Source organism: Cohnella algarum, from assembly GCF_016937515.1.
In the GTDB taxonomy this organism is placed as follows: domain Bacteria; phylum Bacillota; class Bacilli; order Paenibacillales; family Paenibacillaceae; genus Cohnella; species Cohnella algarum.
Genome location: NZ_JAFHKM010000002.1, coordinates 3801417 through 3817892, shown reverse-complemented (window position 1 = coordinate 3817892; position 16476 = coordinate 3801417). Strand labels below are relative to the sequence as shown.

Below are 16476 nucleotides of genomic sequence, written 5' to 3'. Positions count from 1 at the left end.
CAAATTATACTCGAGCGAAAACGCAGGCACAAAAAGGGAAAATCTAAAAAACCGGCCCCCGCTAACTCCAGCGGGGCCGGTTTTCCATTTTGCCATGTCCAGAACGGTTGGGCCGCGATCCTGCGGCGGCTTGGCGACGGGCGCGACCGTTACGATTGAATCGCGATTTTGGTGACGGCGTTGGCTGCAATCGTGACGATGACGGATTGGTTGGGCGAAAGCGCTCCGTTCCCGCCCGAAATGACGACGTTATCCGCCACATTGTAAACGGTAATCGCCGCGGAGCCGTTCACCGTTTTCGAGAGCGACAGCGTCGCTATTTTGCCTTGCGCGTTCAAGGTGAACGATCCGACCGTGCCGTAGTCGGTCGTTTCGATCGTCTGCTGCGCCGTTTTCGTCACTTCGATGAACACGACTTTGCCCCCGTACGTGCGGGCGAGCACGGTATCGCCGACCTGCACGGCCGATACGTCGACTTTCTTGTCTTCGCGGAACACGAAGACGTCCGTGCCGAGCGCGAGCGCGACGGAGCTGCCGTCCGGCTTGGTCAACGTCAGCGTTCCGTAAGTTACGGACTGAACCGAGCCGACAACCGCCTGCGCTTCTTCTTCCGGAAGCTGCTCGCCCGCGCGGTCCAGCAGCGTGGCGAGCTCCGCCCGCGTCACCGGCTTGTTCGGCTTGAACGTGTTGTCCCCGTAACCGGTGATCAGCCCTTTTTCCAGCGCCACCGCAACGTATCCGACCGCTCCCGCCGGAATTTCCTTCGCATCCTTGAACGTCAACTGCGTATTCATCTTGGCAAGCGCTTCGTCTTCCAGCTTGAGCGCTTTCACCAGCAAAATCGACGCCCACAGCCGATCGGCGGCTTTTTCCGCCTGCACCGACGTTTCGGTTTCCGCAAGGAGATCGTTTTCCAGCGCCACCTTCAGGTAGCCGATCGCCCACGGAAATTTTTTCTTCACTTTGTCGAAATCTTTAAAGTTCAACGCCGCATTCATGTTTTCGGCTTTTTCCGCTTCGTCCTTCAAGCCGAGCAGCCGGACGGACGCCACGATCGCTTCGATGCGCGTAATGCTGCTGGCCGGTTTGAAGCTTCCGTCTTCGTAGCCGTTGAACACTTGCCTGGAGGCGAGCCGGATAATGTGCTTGTACGCCCATTTCCATTCCTTTTCGCTCAAATCGCTGTAGCGAAGGTTGATTTCCCCTTTGGCCGATTGCCGTTTGCCGTTGCCGTTGCCGTTATCCTTGCCTTTGGCATCCGCATAGACGCCGGACAAGCTTCCGGCCGCCAGCCCCACCGCGAGCGTCGCAACGGTCGTTTTCCGCAGGACGGAGCGGAATTTCCGTTTTTTCGTTTCTTCGAAAGGCATGTTCATGTCCATCCATCCCCTTATTTCCGAATTTTCGGCGCTTGCCGGCCGCTCGGCCGTTCGCCGCTATTTATACCGTTCGGGGACTTCGGGAAGATTGGTTGGGTACGCGATTAAAAATAAGGCTCAAGCCTTAAAAAATACCGCCGTCTTGGTTGACGGCGGTACTATTGTCGTATCCCGATGCCTTCCGAACCCGAATCGGGCCTGCGAAAAACCGGGATTTATTCCGCCGGAGGCCGGGACTGCTCCCGCTTTTCCTTCAGCCAGCGCGGCGCGCCTTTGTCTTTATTCTTCTTTGCCCGATCGGTCTTGGCTTTCGCCGGGCCGGACGGCGCGCGGGCCGGCTTCGGCTTCGGCGGAGCGCTGTCCGGCTTGCCGTGCATGCTGCCGTCCGTTGCCTTGCCGTTCATCATGCTAGCCGCTTTGCCTTTCATCGTGCCATCCGCTTTCCCGTTCGCCCTGCCGCCCGAAAAGCCGCTCCCCCTGCTCGCTTCACGAGCCGGGGCCGCCTTCTCGCCTTTGCCGGAGAAGGCGGCTTCGTTGCGCGGCCGGACGTTCGCTTCGTTGTTGCGCGGACGATCCGCTTGTTTCGCCGGCGCGCGTTTGCGTTCGGCTTCGCCCGCCCCGATCACTTGCCCCTCGCGCAGCGCCTTTTCCTCGAAATCGACGCCGAGCTTCTTCGCAAGCTTGCCGATAATGAATCTTTCCTGCGGCGAAACGAGCGTAACCGAAACGCCCGACCGTCCCATCCGGCCGGTCCGTCCCGCGCGGTGGACATAATGGTCGGCATCGAGAGCCGGCTCGAATTGAATGACGAGCGGCAACGACGGAATGTCGAGCCCCCTCGCGGCCACATCGGTCGCGACGAGCAGCTTCGTGCGGCCCTCCCGGAACTTGCGCAGCGCTTCGCTGCGGTCGTTTCCGCCCGTGTCGCCGTATAGGGCTTCCACCGTAAAGCCTTCGTATTTCAGCTTGGCGACCAGCTCGGCGATTTTCTCCGTATCGTTGACGAAGATCATGGCGGAGGACGGCTTGACGGATCTTGCGATCCGGCGCACCGTATCGATCTTGTCCCGGCGATCGCAGACGAAAACCCAATGTCCGATCGTGTCCGGAAGTCCCGCAGCCGTACCGTTGTTCGCCGCCTCCGCGACGAACGGCTCCTTCAGCCATCGGCTTTCCGCTTCCCGCATCGCTTCCGTCCGGGTGGCGGAAACGAATACCGTTTGTCGTTCCCTCGACGTTCCGTGCAGGATCGCCTCCACGTCTTTTTTGCCTCCGAGCGAAAAAACGCGATCCGTCTCGTCGACGACGACCATGCGCACCGCCGGCAGCGGGAGCTTTTTGCGCAGGACGATTTCCCGTACCCGGCCCGGCGTTCCGACGACGAGCGCGGGACGGTTTTTCATCCGTTCCAGTTGACGCGACAGCGCGGCGCCGCCGATCAGGGCGACCGTCTTGATGCCGAGCGGCTCTCCGTAATGTTCGGCGACGCGCACGATTTGCATCGCCAATTCCTGGGTCGGCGCCAGCACGATCGCTTGCGTCTCGCGTCTGTCCGGGTCGAGCCGCTGCAGCAGCGGCAGCAAGTATGCAAGCGTCTTGCCGGAACCCGTCGGCGAGCGCAGCACGGCGTCCCGCCCGGCAAGCAGCGGCGGCCATGCTTCCGCCTGGACTTCCGTCGGCTCCGCGATGCCCGCCTCGGCCAGTTTATCGGCCAGTCTCGAATCGATGCCCAGCGAAGACGCCGAACGGGCTTCCCGCTTTTCCGCTTCGCCGGCCCGAGGTTCGTTAAAAGGCATTTCCTTTTCGTTCATTTCGTTTGCTCCTTCATCGCGTTGAACCGCTTCCGCCCGGTCATGGAGCCGGGCGGCGGCGGTCATTTCTTATTCGTCAGGCGAGCGACGATGCCGCTCGTCCATCCCGGAAACAGCTGGACGATCCGGGCCCCGGCCGATCCGAGCAGCGGCAAATCCTTCTCCGCCCTCCTGCTTTCCATTACGCTTATGATCGCGTTGGCCACTTTTTCCGGCTTCATCATAAACCACCGGACATTGCTGACATAGGTGCCGCCGGGATCGGCGCGCTGAAAAAACGGCGTGTCGATCGGCCCCGGATTGACGGCCGACACGGCGATGCCTTCCCCGCTCAGCTCTTGCCGAAGCGCGGACGTAAATCCGAGCAGCGCATGCTTCGAGGCGGTGTAAGCGGTCGACTTGGCCGTTCCGAGCTTCCCGGCGATCGAGGCGACGTTTACAATATGCCCTCCGCCGGCTTTTCGCATATAAGGAAGGGCCGCTTTGACGCACCGGACGGCCCCCATATAATTGACGTCCATCATATTCTGGAAATGGGACAGCGTCGCTTCGTCAAACGGCACGAATTCGCCGTAGCCGGCATTGTTGAGCAAAATGTCCATGCGTCCGAACCGCTCCCAAACCCGCTCGGCCGCGGCGCTAACCGCCTCCGGGTCGGTCACGTCCAGCGGGAACGCCGCATGCTCGCTTCGGATCGAAGCGGAAACGTCGGACAGCTTGTCCGCGGACCTCGCGGTCAGCACGGGGATCGCGCCTTTTTCCGCAAGCTTGCGGGCGGTCAGCGCGCCGATGCCGCTCGACGCGCCGGTAATCCATACGACGCGCCCTTCAAGCGATTGTCTCACCATTCGGATCACTCCCGGAACGTTCTTCTTTCCATCATACACCAATCGGGCCGCCATCCGGTAATCGCGCTTCCCGAAAGCAAAAAAAAATAGCCCCGAAGGGCGCGACAATCGCCTTGAAGCCATCTCTCCGAAAATGCCGTCAAGCGATCAAAACCTGAATTTCCAATTCGCCGATCCCGTCCATAATAAGCGGCACCGTCAACGCCCGGCCCGGCGAAAAATCCCGCACGGCGTCGGACTGCAGAACGCGAGGCGGCGTGATGTCCACCCGCACGCCCTGGTTGAACAGAAGCGTGCTCGCGTTCCCGCTGATCATGTTGCCGAGTTCGGAGATGGCGCTTTTCCCCATTTCGTCGATTTCCGTTATGACGAATCCGCCCATCATCGCCGAAATCATCCGCAACGCGACCGCTTCGCTTAATCCGAATACAATATTGCCGTTAACCTGGCCCGTCATCCCGATATGAATCCATACGTGGTGGTCGATCAACTGAATGTCCTTCAACGTAAGCTGGCCGGTGCTAGGCCGAATTTGTACCATCTGTTCGATGACATTGCTCGCGGATTCCAAAAATGGGTTGATGAATTCTGCCTTCATAAGTTTGAACGCCGCCCCTCATCTCGTTTGCCCGACATCCTGCTTAGGTCCGATACGATTTCCTTTATTATACTGTAATCAATTGGACAAGTATACTCTTATTCGGGAAAAAATAGTCCGCATGGACGAAAATCGGCTCGAACCCGCATGAATATTGTCGAAGACAAATGGATGAATATGCAAAAATAGTCGTTTATCCCTATTCGCGCTTCGAACCCTAACCCTTCGATTGTACAGTTGGAACGGTTTTGCAGGTCAGGCACAAATGGCCTATAATAGGTTTGTTGACAAAAGGATTTTATGCCTCTTTATTAACCTGATAAATAATTTAAATTTAGGGAGGCGCTTCCATTGAACATCAGCCAGCTGGAAACGATGCTTACGATTTCCAAAACGCTAAGCTTTCGGAAAGCCGGTGAATGGCTCAATCTGACGCAGCCCGCCGTTTCCGCGCAAATCAAAAGCCTGGAAGACGAATTCAAGGTCGTGCTGGTTGACCGCAACCATCCGGTCGCGCTGACGGACCGGGGCAAAGTTTTTCTGGAGCATGCGGAGCGAATACTGGCCATCGTCGAGGAGCTGAAGCAGAAGCTCGCCGATCTCGACCATATTCCCCAAGGGCATATCGTGCTCGGCACGACCGCCTCGATCGCCATCCAAATTTTGCCCCGCGTCCTTTCTTATTTTCAAAACCAGTTTCCGCTGATCAAGACGACGATTATGTCCATGCCCTCGTCTCAAGTGCTTGCGAGCGTGGAAAACGGGACGATCGACGTCGGAATCGGCTACTTGTCGGAGCGAAGCGCGCAAGTGGAAACGTCGACGCTCTACTACGATACGTTCGAGCTCGTCGTCTCTCCGGATCATCCGCTCGCATCCTTCGACGTCATCAACGTGGGCATGCTGAAGGACGTGCCGATGATTCTGCTCTCCCCGGACACGCAAGGCCGCAGGTTTGTCGACCGGGTTTTCGGCGCATACCATATTCAGCCGAACGTCGTGATGGAGCTCGGCAGCAGCGAGGAAGTGAAGCGGATGGCCGAGCTCAACCTCGGCGCCGCCGTCGTCTCCAAGCTTTCCATCGCCGCCGAATTGAAGCGGGGAAGCCTGAAGATGATCGCGGTGCGGGAATTCGACGCCACCCACCCGGTCGGGGTCATCACGAAATCGGGTCGTTACATGAACAGCGCGATGCGGCAATTTATTAGCGATTTGAAGGGCATGCCGGAAGATCAATTTATCGGCAGCGAATAACAAGCGCTCATTTCAAGGAGGAATTCGGATGGAAAAATTCGATCTGCACACCCACCATTACCGCTGCGGCCACGCCGAGGGCACTATCGAGGATTACATCGAAGCGGCGATTGAAGCCGGTCTTTCGGCCATCGGAATTTCCGACCATTCGCCTTATTTCGCAAGAGAGGAAGATCACCCCCAGCCCGGCATTTGCATGGCCAAAAGCGAATTCCCGAACTACGTCAAGGAAGTGCTGGAGCTCAAAAAACGATACGAAGGAAAAATCGAAGTGCTGCTCGGCGTGGAGTCGGACTTTTATCCCGATCAGATCGACTTGTATCGCTCGAGCTACGCCCCCTACCCGTTCGACTATATTATCGGCTCGGTGCACCAAACGAGGGGCGTCAGCATTTTTAACCGAAACCGCTGGAAGAACCTGGACGAAGCGCGAAAAACGGAGGAAAAACGCCACTACTACGAACTCATCCGCCACTCGGCCAAAAGCGGCCTGTTCCAGGCGCTCGGCCATATCGACGCGATGAAAGGCTACTACCCGGTATTTTCCGAAATTCCCGGCGCGAAAAAGGAAATCGACGAGGCGCTGAAAGCCGTCGCCGAGCACGATATCGCCATCGAAATCAACACAAGCGGAAAGACGAAGGATTGCGGCGGCTGGTATCCTTCCGACGAAATTTTGGAACGGGCGCTGCATTTCGGGGTCGACGTTACGTTCGGTTCGGACGCCCACGTGCCGAAGCGGGTCGGGGACGAATGGGAGGAAGTCCGCAAGCGGCTCAAGGAAATCGGGTTTTCCCGCTGGGTCTATTATCGTCAAAAAAGCAAAGTCGTCGTCGCTCTGTAACCTTATTCCCAAAAAAAAGAACCCGTCCAGGCAGACAGGCTCGTCAAGAAATGAAAAAGGGGGTCTTGAGGTTCATTATAGCCCCGGAATACGACAAAATCGTAACAGTCACATTTCATTTGTATGACAAAGCTCCTATCGAAAGTGAATCGCAACCCGGAAAGGTGATCTTGTCGTGTGGTGGTTTACGCTTGCCGTAGGCAGCGCGCTCGTGTTCGGGTTGGCCGGGTTGTTCATGAAGGTCAGTCAAATGCGGCGGGGCTCGACGACCGCCATGCTGCTTGGCTTGTACGCTTCCGGCACTTGCGGCTTTTGGCTTCAAGCCGCCGGTTCCGGCGGTTGGACCCCGTTCGATTACCGCATATGGATCGCCGGCGCCGTCATCGGGCTGGGTTCGGCCTGGGGAAACCTGCTGTTCATGAAGGCGCTGGATTGCGGCCCCGCCAGTCTCACTTCGCCTCTTACCAACAGCAACATCGTTCTTGTCGTCGCGATGGGCGCCTTCTTTTACGAAGAAGCCGTAAGCTTGGCCGGCATCGCCGGCGTCGTTTCCTTGCTTGCCGCCGTCGTCTTGCTGTCCGTAAAGCCCGGAGCAGCGAGCGCCGAAGCCGGCAAGCGCTGGTTCGCGCTCGTGATCGCGGCCACGCTTTTGTTCGCGTTCCGCAACGGAGGGCTCAAGGTAACGGCGGAAATGGGACTCGACAATGCGTCCGTGCTATGGTCGGGGTACTTGCTGTCGTTTCTCTGGTTTGCCGCCGCGACGGCCGCAGGTTCGAGACGGAGCTCCGCAGGCCGAAGCGCCGCCGCGTCTTTCGGCTCATCCTCCGTTCGGACGGGACTTGCATGGGGGCTGGCGGCGGGAATAGGCTCGTACGGAGGCTTGCAATTGTATTCGGCCGCTCTGCTGGCAGGCCCCTCCCACCTCGTCGCGCCGATTTTCGCCACGAACAGCCTCGTCGTCGCGCTGGGCTCGTTGCTGATTTTCAAGGAAAAGCTCGGTCCCCTCCAGCGCGTCGCCTTTTTGCTTTTGATGGCAGGCCTCGCGCTCGTTCGGATTTAATTCCGATCGGCATTTACTAACTTTTGTTAAGTTAATATTCGTTGTATTGTATCTTCTTTCTTTTCGGTGATGGATATGCTATAATGCCTAAAGAGAGGGGGGATTCGGATGGACTACTCCAAAATGTGCCCCAAGTACGAAGCCGCCGCGGAATTGCTCGGCAAGAAGTGGACGGGGCTCATCATTCGCGTACTGATGGGAGGTCCGAAACGGTTCAAGGATATCAAGGAACAAATCCCCGATATGAGCGACAAAATGCTGACCGACCGCATGAAGGAGCTGGAATCGCTCGGAATCGTCAAACGAACCGTTTATCCCGAAATGCCCGTGCGAATCGAGTATGAATTAACCGAAAAGGGTCAAGACCTTGAAGACGTGACCAACTCGATCCAAATCTGGGCCGAGAAATGGATATAAGCGGATAAGCCCGAAGCCGAAACGAAGCGGCTCTCGGGCTTTGTTGTTTCAAATTCCGCCGTTTCGGCCAAACTGGCAGGAATTGCGCTATTCGGCCCTTTTCTTTTTCGCTTTTTTCGGCTATCATTCGACACATGCATGCAACTTGTACGGTCGCTTGGTCGTCATTTCTTTGGAGGCGAATTTAATGAAACTTAGACAATGGGGCATTCTCGCGGTGGTCGTGGCCGCCGGCATTTGGGGAGCGTCCGAATACGGCAAATGGAACGTATGGGGAAGCGTTTCGGAAACGGCGCCGTCTTCCAAGCCGGCGCAAACCGGAGGTTCGGCGGCTCCGTCGGGAACGGCTGACGGCGCGGCGACGGAAGGGCCGGCGGCTTCCCCGGGATCCGGCGCTACGGCCGGGGAAGAACAAGCCGGCGGCGGACAAGCCGGCTCGGACGGCGATACGCAAACGTCCGCAGGCGGCTCGCTCTCGGAGGCCGTCGAAGCTATGCTCCGCGAGAACGCGCCGGACGCGACGATCGCGACCGGAAACGACGGCCTGGCGGTCGTAACCAACGAATCCAGCCTCCTCGTGCTCGTCAACAAAAAGCGAAACCTGCCGTCGGACTACGTGCCGGACGACCTCGTCGTTCCGGACGTCGCGTTTTCGTTCTCCGGCGATTCGCCGAAGAAGAAGCTTCGCAAGCCGGCGGCCGAAGCGCTGGAGGAGCTGTTCGCGGGAGCGGAGGCGGACGGCATCGAGCTTAAAGCCGTATCCGGATATCGCTCGTACGCGACGCAAAAATCGATCTTCGAGCGCAACGCCGAGCAGAAAGGCGAGGAAGTCGCGAACCGGACAAGCGCGAAGCCCGGCCAGAGCGAGCATCAAACGGGGCTCGCGATGGACGTATCCAGCAAAAGCGCCGGCTACGCGCTGGAAACATCGTTCGGCGACACGAAGGAAGGCCAGTGGCTGAAGGAGCATGCCGCGGATTACGGCTTTATTATCCGGTATTTGAAAGGCACGGAGGATATTACGGGCTACACGTACGAGCCTTGGCATATCCGTTACGTCGGCAAGGAAATCGCTCGGGACGTCATGGAGCAAGGCGTTACGCTGGAGCAATATATGGAGCAATTTTCGGGAGCGGTCGAAGTATCGGCGTCCTGAGAAGCAGACCGAACGGCCGGATTTCCGGCCCGCAAAGCTTCAAAATATCTGTTCAAATGAAACGGCGGCGCCGGGAAAGCTCCCAAGCGCCGCCGTTTCTTTATTTTTCCCTATTATTCGCTGCCGGCCGCCTATCGAGCCCGCGGGCCGCTTTCGGGACTTTACAGCTTCAGGTTCAGCAGTCGGCTGATCACGACGGCAGCCTGGGCTCTGCTTGCCACGCCTTTCGGCAGGAACAGGTCCGCGCCGACGCCGGTAATGACGCCGTTCTCCGTCAGAAGCGCGACGGCTTCTTTGGCGAAGGAAGCGATGCTGCCGCCGTCCTTGAACTTGCTCAGCGCGGCTTCGCCGTCGGCTGTTTGCGCGCCGGCGACAAACTTCAGGACGTTGGCCGCCATTACGGTTATTTCCTCGCGGGTAATCGGACGGGCCGGATCGAACTTGCCTCCGCCTACCCCTTGAACCAGGCCGAGCTTGACCGCCGAGGCGATATACGGATAGCTCCACGAAGACGAGCTCACGTCGCCGAACGATACGGTTGCCTCTTCGTCCAGCAGATCGAATGCCCGAATCAGCATCGCCAGGAATTCGGCGCGGGTGACTTCGCGTTGAGGCGCGAAGGTGCCGTCGCCGACTCCGTTCACGATGCCTTTGGCCGCAAGTTCCAAGATGGCGTCCGCGGCCCAAGGCACGGAGTCCAGATCGTTGAACTCGGGCGGCTCAGGCGTTCCGGGGTCGGTCGGCGTTTCCGGCTCGGCCGGCGCTTCCGGATCCGCAGGCGTTTCCGGACTCGTCGGCGTGCCCGGATTCGTCGGAATCGGATTATAATTGTACGGGCGTTCCGTCACGCCGTCGTCCATCGTTTCGTTTTCCCCAAGCTCCGGAGCCGCGGCGTAGATGGCATTGGCCAGCAGGCGGAACTGGGCTTGCGGATGATCCTTGTTCAAGGAATCGGAAGCGAATACGGTAATGTTAAGGCCGTTTTGCTTATACAGGAAGCCTGCATATTGTCCTTTCGCATTGTCGCGGGTCGGCCACCAGCCGGCCTTGAAGAAATCTTCGCCGTCTCCGATCCGCGCCAGTTCGATTGCGCCTTCCGGCAAAGAGGTAATGTATGAGCCGGTGTTCGTGTACAAATAATCGGTTTCCGCGTATGGCGCCGTGATGACGTTGTCCTGGGCGAAAACGGCTTTGTACAGCCCTTCGTACGAGCTTTGGGAGGTGAAGGCGAATCCTTCCTCCGTCAGCAGACTGTTGTTCCTCAAGGCGTTCATGCCCGTTCTGCCGAAGCCGACGTACGGCTTGCCGGCCAGAATTTCGTTCTTGTTGACCGAATTGACCAATACGCCGCTTGCAGACGCGTCGGAGGAAACGGTGAATCCGAGCTGTCTGAGCACGAAATCGGTTACCCGGTCGGAAGTGCCCACGACGGGCGCCTTCAGCACTTTGCCTTCTTTGCCTCCGTCATCCGGAAACGGAACGAGAGTCAGCAAATATTTCGCTTTCAGACCCTTCAAGTTCGCATAGGATACGAGGAAGTCGCCCTTTTCGTATCCTTCCCCGCCCTCGCTCAGAAGCGTAACGGATTTGCCGGCCGCGATCAATTCGTTGACCGCTTGAATGGCCGCGTTGCCGTTGTTGCGGATAATGTAATGCGTCGAGTTGCCGGGGAAAGACGTTTCCGGAACGGATACGGCGTTCACCTGGCTCGTCCTTCCCGAAAATACGCCCGATTGACGAACCGCGACGAGATCAAAGCCTCTCATTACCGGAAAATCCTGAATGATGTCCGAATACATCGCCGAAAAATCGGAAACGTCGATCCCGTCGTACAGCACAAGGTTCGCAAACCCGCGTTTCGCCTGATGCATGTTGACGACATAGGTACCGGCCGGATAGGGAACGCCCTCCAACGCGACGGGCTCGATCGTTTGTTCGACCTTGACTCCGTTTCGAAGCAGGTACTGCACCATTTTATAAACCTCCACGGGATTCTTCTGCAGCTCGGAGTTAACCGGGAGGACGTAATATTCCGGGAAGAAGTTTTCGTGCTCGCCTCTCGGGCGACCGATTACTTCGTCGGAAGCGTTGATCAGATATTGGTCGACGTTACGGTTGTCTTCGTTTTCGATGCCCCGCTTGAACACTTCAAGCTGATTCAGGAAAAGCTTGTCCTTATTTTCCACGACGTAATTCGTCGCGGCCAGAAGCGTGTAATATAGGGCATCCGCGGAATCCTGGTTCAGCTCCGGAATTTCGATCGTGTGACCCAGCGCGCCGTGGTGCATGGCGAATACGGCGGTATAAGCCGGGGAAGCGTCGTCCCAGCCGGTTGCATAGCCGGAATCCGTTCCCCTTTGATGCTCTTCGTACGGAATCAAATAGGAATCGTACTTCGTGTTGGCCACCCCGGCCCGGCCCATCGCGTTCGCCTGCTCCAGCATGTTGTCGATCAGCAGGTCGTATTCGAAATTGGGATCGTGCGGCGGCGTGCATGGCTCGATCAGGAATTCGCCGACAAAACCGTGCAGATCCAGGAAGCTGAGCGGCGTCCACTTGGCGAGCTCTTCCATCACCTGTTGCGTTTCCGGCTGCGTCTGATAGGAGTTATCCCGGTTGAGGTCGAATCCGGCCGCATTCGCGCGGGTGTTCAAATAGCGTCCGTCCGGGTTTTCCGTATAATCGAGCAGGAAAATGACGTTGTCGAGCGCCTTGTCGATGTCCAGCACAACCGTTTGCGGAGTGCCGGAAGCGTCCGTCGTTTCGTACGTTACGTATTCATCGGTAAGCAGCGTATCGAACATCGTAATGATGGCGTCCACGCCCGGCGCTTCGTCGGGATGGATATTGTTGATCCAGATCGGCACTTTATAGTCGCCGAGCGAACCGCTTTTTACTTTCTCCTGAAGGGCTTCCGGGTTATTGAGCATCATCGGCATCGTTTCGTTCAAATACTGGTCGACCGATGCTTTGTCCCTGGCCACGATCGAGAAGTGGATATCGCGGCCCTGGCCGGACTTGCCGATGACTTTGTACTCCGCATACCGTCCGTCCACCCGGTCGGGGCTTTCGGCAATGGCGTCGATCGCCGGCTTGATCTCGTCGTACGTATGGTAATCGTCGTATACGTTCAGCTTGACGGGGGCTTTGGCGATCGTTTCCCCTGCGCCGTCAAGCACGGCCAGATCGTACGTTCCGATGAGCGCCGGATACCGGGAACGGAAGGATCCGGACAGATTGCTTGTCCCGTAGACCAAGTCGAAGGTGACCTTCGCGGTTACCGTCGTTCCGTTAACGGTCGGCGGCTCCTCCAAATAAATGAATGGAGCTCCGTTATAGCCGGCGGGAGAGGGAGAGGTGCTCCAGCTTTTCCATTCCGACAGCGGCTTGCCTCCGAACGTCCATTGCAAATCGTTCAAGGTCGAGGCGTTGAGCAGTTGGAATTCGACGTCGATGGTCCGTTTTTCGGTCATGGACGCCTTGTCGGTGCTTACTTGCAGTTCCTGAACCGGAACCTCGAGCTCCAGCACGAGATGGGTCAAAACTTGCGTAAACGTGCTTAACCGCTCTTCGATTCGTCCGGGATAGTTGGCGGAAATGTACTCGAGATTATCCTTGGGCGTATGCCAAATTTCCCCGTCCTGCTCGGTTTGCGTGTACCCGTCCAAATCCCCCAGCGTCCAGTTGGTTGCTTCAAGGTAGCCATAAGGGATGCCGGCTCTTTTGAACGGGGCATGGTCGCTCCAGTCTCCCGTCGTTCCGGCCGGATAATCGGGATTGATCCCCGGGTTCGTTTGAAGGTTCAAGCCGAGGCGCTCCGCAATGGCAAGCCCCTGATCGCGCACGAAGCCTTGCTCGCCGGCCCCGCCGTAAATATACATGTGATCGCCGACGGCCAGGCTGTCAAGATTGATCATGGCGACCGTGTTTTTCTTGTCCTCGTCGCTCATCTGGGAAACGTAATAATTCGACCCGCGCAAGCCTTGCTCCTCGGCCCCGAATGCGACGAACTTGACCGTGTACGGCGTCGGCAGCTGCGCTACGTTTTTCGCCGTCTCGAGCATGACGGCTACGCCCGAAGCGTTGTCGTCCGTTCCCTTTCCGGCGCTGACGGAATCGAAATGCGCTCCGACAATCAGGACTTTAGGGGAAGCGCCGGGCTTCGTTGCGACAATATTCTGCGTTTGCACCGTCGTGCCCGAACGGGTGTAGCTGAAATCCTGTCTCGCAACGTCCAACCCCATCGCGGCAAATTGCTCCGCGATATAATCCCGGGCGTAGACGTCCTGGACGCTGCCGGCGACGCGCGTGCCGATTGTCGAAGACAAATATTCCAGGAACTCGTAAGCCAAATACCCCGGGGAACCGGGCAGCAGCGAGGTTTCCGCCTGGGCGGCAAGCGAAATTTCCGATTCGCCGGTTTCCGTCGCATAGACGGACTCGGCAACGGAACTTGCCTCCGTTCCGTTCGTTTCCTCTGCGAAGACCGTCGGAGCTGCCGCGGAGAACAGCAGCAGGAGCGCCATCAGCAGGGAAACCAGTTTGTTGGTCGCCTTCTTCTTGAACATGGTGTTCCTCCTTTTTTATTATGACGACGAATGATAGATTAGAAGACGTTCTCCAGCTGCAAAACCCATCTATGTCATCCTTCATCCCTCCAAATCCCGTCATCTGCGCTTGTCTATGTATATAATATACAAAATACCATATACTATATTTTGTATATTATATTTTGTTAGGTAGTATAACATCGACTTTACATTTCAACAATAACTTGCGTATCCATATCTTATTTATTAAGAACTTTCGTCAAAATGCTCCTTTGTTCGCCGGCTTCCATCATGAATGTTCCATAAAAAATCCAGCCGCCGCTCCCCCGCTGCTGCGGGCTTGAGGCTGCGCTTGTCACAAAATTCGTTTGCCGAGCAAGGAAGCGATCAGCTCCACGCCCAATCGGGACGTTCGCCGATTGTAATCCAGGACGGCATTCACCTCCACCAGATCCATCGACGTCACCCGACCGGTTTCGGCCAGCATTTCCATCGCAAAATGCGCCTCCCGGTAATTGATTCCTCCCGGAACCGGCGTTCCCACCCCGGGCGCTTCGAGCGGATCGAGGCAATCCATATCGAAGCTTACATGAACGCCGTCCGTTCCCTCGCAGGCGATGGCTATCGCTTTCTCGACGACGGCCCTCATGCCGAAACGGTCGATATCGTGCATCGTGAAACAGGCGATGCCTTCCGAGCGGATCAGTTCCTTTTCGCCTTCGTCGATATCCCTCGCCCCGACAATGACAAGCTTCTCCTTGCCGATCAGCGAAGCGTTCGGAATATCGGACAGCTTGAACCTGGACTTGCCGAGGGCAACGGCGAGAGGCATGCCGTGCATGTTGCCGGAGGGGGTCGTTTCCTCCGTATTGATATCGCAATGAGCGTCGAACCAGATGACGCCGAGATTGCGGCGATGCTGCGTCAGCCCGGCAAGCGAGCCGATGGAGATGCTGTGATCCCCGCCGAGAATAAGCGGGAAAAAATTCGCGGAGACGGCTTTAGACACGTGTTCGCTGACCTGCCGGCTCATTTCGCGCACCTCGGGCAAATATTTCACCTTGCCTTCTCCCGCTTCCTGCAGCGGATGTCTCGGACATTCGACCTCGCTGTCGCCGACGAGCCGAATGCCGATCGTTTTCAATTGCGCCAGCAAACCGGCTTTCATGATGCTTTCCGGTCCGAACTCGACGCCCGAACGGCCTCCTCCCAGCCAAAACGGCACGCGTATAAGACGGACTTTTTTCTCCCGGGCGTCCGTGCCGGCCCATGCGGACGGATCGCTTGCCGCCGTTTTTTCAATCGCCATCGCTCAGCACCTCCCGGATTTTTTCCAAAGCCCATTCGATCTCTTGCTGTTCGATGACGAGGGGGGAGCAAAGCGAATGGTCGTTTCGTGGGTTTCCTTGCACAGCAAGCCGCGAGCCATCAGCTTCTCGCAATAGGGACGCGCCTCGCCGTACAGCTCCACTCCGATAAACAGCCCCCGTCCCCGGACTTCGCGGATGTTCTCGCTGCGCAACTCCCTTAACCGTTCGATAAAAAAATTCCCCAGCCGCTCCGACCGTTCAGCCAGCCCTTCCTCCTCCGTCACTTCCAGGGCGGCGGTCGCGACCGCGCAGGCAAGCGGGTTGCCGCCGAAGGTGGAGCCATGCGACCCGGGCTCGAAAACGCCCATGATTTCGTCGTTCGCCGCTACGGCGGAAATCGGCATGACGCCGCCGCCGAGCGCTTTGCCCATCACGAGCACATCGGGGACGACGCCCTCCCAGTCGCAGGCGAACTTGCGGCCGGTTCGTCCGAAGCCCGTCTGGATTTCATCCGCGACGAACAGAACGTTGCGGCTTGAGCAGAGCTCGTAGGCGGCCGCGAGATATCCGTCCGGCGGAATCACGATGCCCGCTTCGCCCTGGATCGGCTCGACGAGAAAAGCCGCCGTATTCGGCGTCATCGCTTGTTCCAACGCCGCAAGATCGCCGTAGGGCACGACGGTGAAGCCCGGCGTAAACGGTCCGAAATCCCGTTTGTATTCTTCCGTCGAAGAAAAGGACGTCGCCGTTATCGTTCTTCCGTGAAAATTGCCGGCGCAAACGATAACGTCCGCCTTCCCGGCGGGGACGCCCTTGATGCGGTAAGCCCAACGCCGAACGGCCTTGATTGCCGTCTCCACCGCTTCCGCTCCCGTGTTCATCGTCAAAATTTTCGGTTTTCCGGCATATGCGGCGAGCTTCTCGCAAAAGCTGCCCAGAGCTTCGTTGTGGAAGGCGCGGGAAGTCAGCGTCACCCGGTCGGCTTGCTCCTTGAGCGCCCTTATGATTTTCGGATGACGATGCCCTTGATTCAGGGCGGAATAAGCGCTAAGCATGTCCATGTAACGGTTCCCTTCGGGATCCTCCACCCAAACCCTTTCCGCCCTGGCGACGACGACGGGCAGCGGATGATAATTGCGGGCGCCGTACCGTTCCGACTTCTCCATCATTTGCGTTTGCGATATCAAGCGGGAACACTTCCTTTTGCGCGCCTTGATTTGTATACAATATACAATGTAGAGTATGAGAT

11 protein-coding genes and 1 pseudogene are annotated in these 16476 nt (G+C 57.7%); 5 read left to right on the top strand and 7 right to left on the bottom strand.

The features are described 5' to 3' along the window. Positions 1-149: 149 nt before the first annotated feature. The 4 genes from JW799_RS17070 to JW799_RS17055 form a co-directional block, all read right to left on the bottom strand. Complete coding sequence (locus tag JW799_RS17070) at positions 150-1376, bottom strand: S-layer homology domain-containing protein (RefSeq protein WP_240353322.1); 1227 nt, start codon at positions 1374-1376, stop codon at positions 150-152. A 218-nt stretch (positions 1377-1594) separates the two neighbouring features. Next, a complete protein-coding gene (locus JW799_RS17065; protein WP_240353321.1) occupies positions 1595-3190 on the bottom strand; it encodes a DEAD/DEAH box helicase in 1596 nt (531 codons plus the stop codon). 62 nt (positions 3191-3252) lie between these two features. After that, positions 3253-4038: an SDR family NAD(P)-dependent oxidoreductase gene (locus JW799_RS17060; protein ID WP_080835405.1), complete on the bottom strand. Its 786-nt coding sequence runs from the start codon at positions 4036-4038 to the stop codon at positions 3253-3255. 139 nt (positions 4039-4177) lie between these two features. Next, positions 4178-4636 carry a chemotaxis protein CheX gene (locus JW799_RS17055; protein WP_080833964.1) on the bottom strand — a complete coding sequence of 153 codons (459 nt, stop codon included), beginning with the start codon at positions 4634-4636 and terminating at the stop codon, positions 4178-4180. Between the two features lie 351 nt (positions 4637-4987). Between JW799_RS17055 and JW799_RS17050 the strand changes: the two genes are divergently transcribed. The 5 genes from JW799_RS17050 (at position 4988) to JW799_RS17030 (ending at position 9367) form a co-directional block, all read left to right on the top strand. Beyond that, positions 4988-5890: a LysR family transcriptional regulator gene (locus tag JW799_RS17050; protein ID WP_080833966.1), complete on the top strand. Its 903-nt coding sequence runs from the start codon at positions 4988-4990 to the stop codon at positions 5888-5890. Positions 5891-5918: 28 nt separating this feature from the next. Continuing rightward, positions 5919-6734: a histidinol-phosphatase gene (locus JW799_RS17045; protein WP_080833968.1), complete on the top strand. Its 816-nt coding sequence runs from the start codon at positions 5919-5921 to the stop codon at positions 6732-6734. Between the two features lie 175 nt (positions 6735-6909). Then, positions 6910-7794, top strand: a complete 885-nt coding sequence (locus JW799_RS17040) for an EamA family transporter (protein WP_205430788.1) — start codon at positions 6910-6912, stop codon at positions 7792-7794. A 108-nt stretch (positions 7795-7902) separates the two neighbouring features. Then, the gene (locus JW799_RS17035; protein WP_080833972.1) at positions 7903-8211 is read left to right on the top strand and encodes a winged helix-turn-helix transcriptional regulator; all 309 of its coding nucleotides are present in this window, start codon (positions 7903-7905) and stop codon (positions 8209-8211) included. A gap of 187 nt (positions 8212-8398) precedes the next feature. Beyond that, complete coding sequence (locus JW799_RS17030; protein WP_080835409.1) at positions 8399-9367, top strand: M15 family metallopeptidase; 969 nt, start codon at positions 8399-8401, stop codon at positions 9365-9367. 161 nt (positions 9368-9528) lie between these two features. Here the strand turns inward: JW799_RS17030 and JW799_RS29355 are convergent, their stop codons facing one another. The 3 genes and pseudogenes from JW799_RS29355 to JW799_RS17015 form a co-directional block, all read right to left on the bottom strand. After that, a complete protein-coding gene (locus JW799_RS29355; protein ID WP_080833973.1) occupies positions 9529-13935 on the bottom strand; it encodes a M20/M25/M40 family metallo-hydrolase in 4407 nt (1468 codons plus the stop codon). Between the two features lie 337 nt (positions 13936-14272). Then, positions 14273-15226, bottom strand: coding sequence for an arginase (gene rocF, locus JW799_RS17020; RefSeq protein ID WP_080833975.1), 954 nt, complete (start codon positions 15224-15226; stop codon positions 14273-14275). Continuing rightward, positions 15216-16396, bottom strand: a pseudogene (locus JW799_RS17015) (ornithine--oxo-acid transaminase). Before JW799_RS17015 ends, rocF begins: the two are co-directional and overlap by 11 nt. Positions 16397-16476: the final 80 nt, after the last annotated feature.

Coding starts and splice junctions, on each gene's coding strand:
- JW799_RS17070 (WP_240353322.1), bottom strand. CDS start 1,376: ATGAACATGCCTTTCGAAGAAACGAAAAAACGGAAATTCCGCTCCGTC.
- JW799_RS29355 (WP_080833973.1), bottom strand. CDS start 13,935: ATGTTCAAGAAGAAGGCGACCAACAAACTGGTTTCCCTGCTGATGGCG.
- rocF (WP_080833975.1), bottom strand. CDS start 15,226: ATGGCGATTGAAAAAACGGCGGCAAGCGATCCGTCCGCATGGGCCGGC.
- JW799_RS17035 (WP_080833972.1), top strand. CDS start 7,903: ATGGACTACTCCAAAATGTGCCCCAAGTACGAAGCCGCCGCGGAATTG.
- JW799_RS17030 (WP_080835409.1), top strand. CDS start 8,399: ATGAAACTTAGACAATGGGGCATTCTCGCGGTGGTCGTGGCCGCCGGC.
- JW799_RS17065 (WP_240353321.1), bottom strand. CDS start 3,190: ATGAACGAAAAGGAAATGCCTTTTAACGAACCTCGGGCCGGCGAAGCG.
- JW799_RS17055 (WP_080833964.1), bottom strand. CDS start 4,636: ATGAAGGCAGAATTCATCAACCCATTTTTGGAATCCGCGAGCAATGTC.
- JW799_RS17045 (WP_080833968.1), top strand. CDS start 5,919: ATGGAAAAATTCGATCTGCACACCCACCATTACCGCTGCGGCCACGCC.
- JW799_RS17060 (WP_080835405.1), bottom strand. CDS start 4,038: ATGGTGAGACAATCGCTTGAAGGGCGCGTCGTATGGATTACCGGCGCG.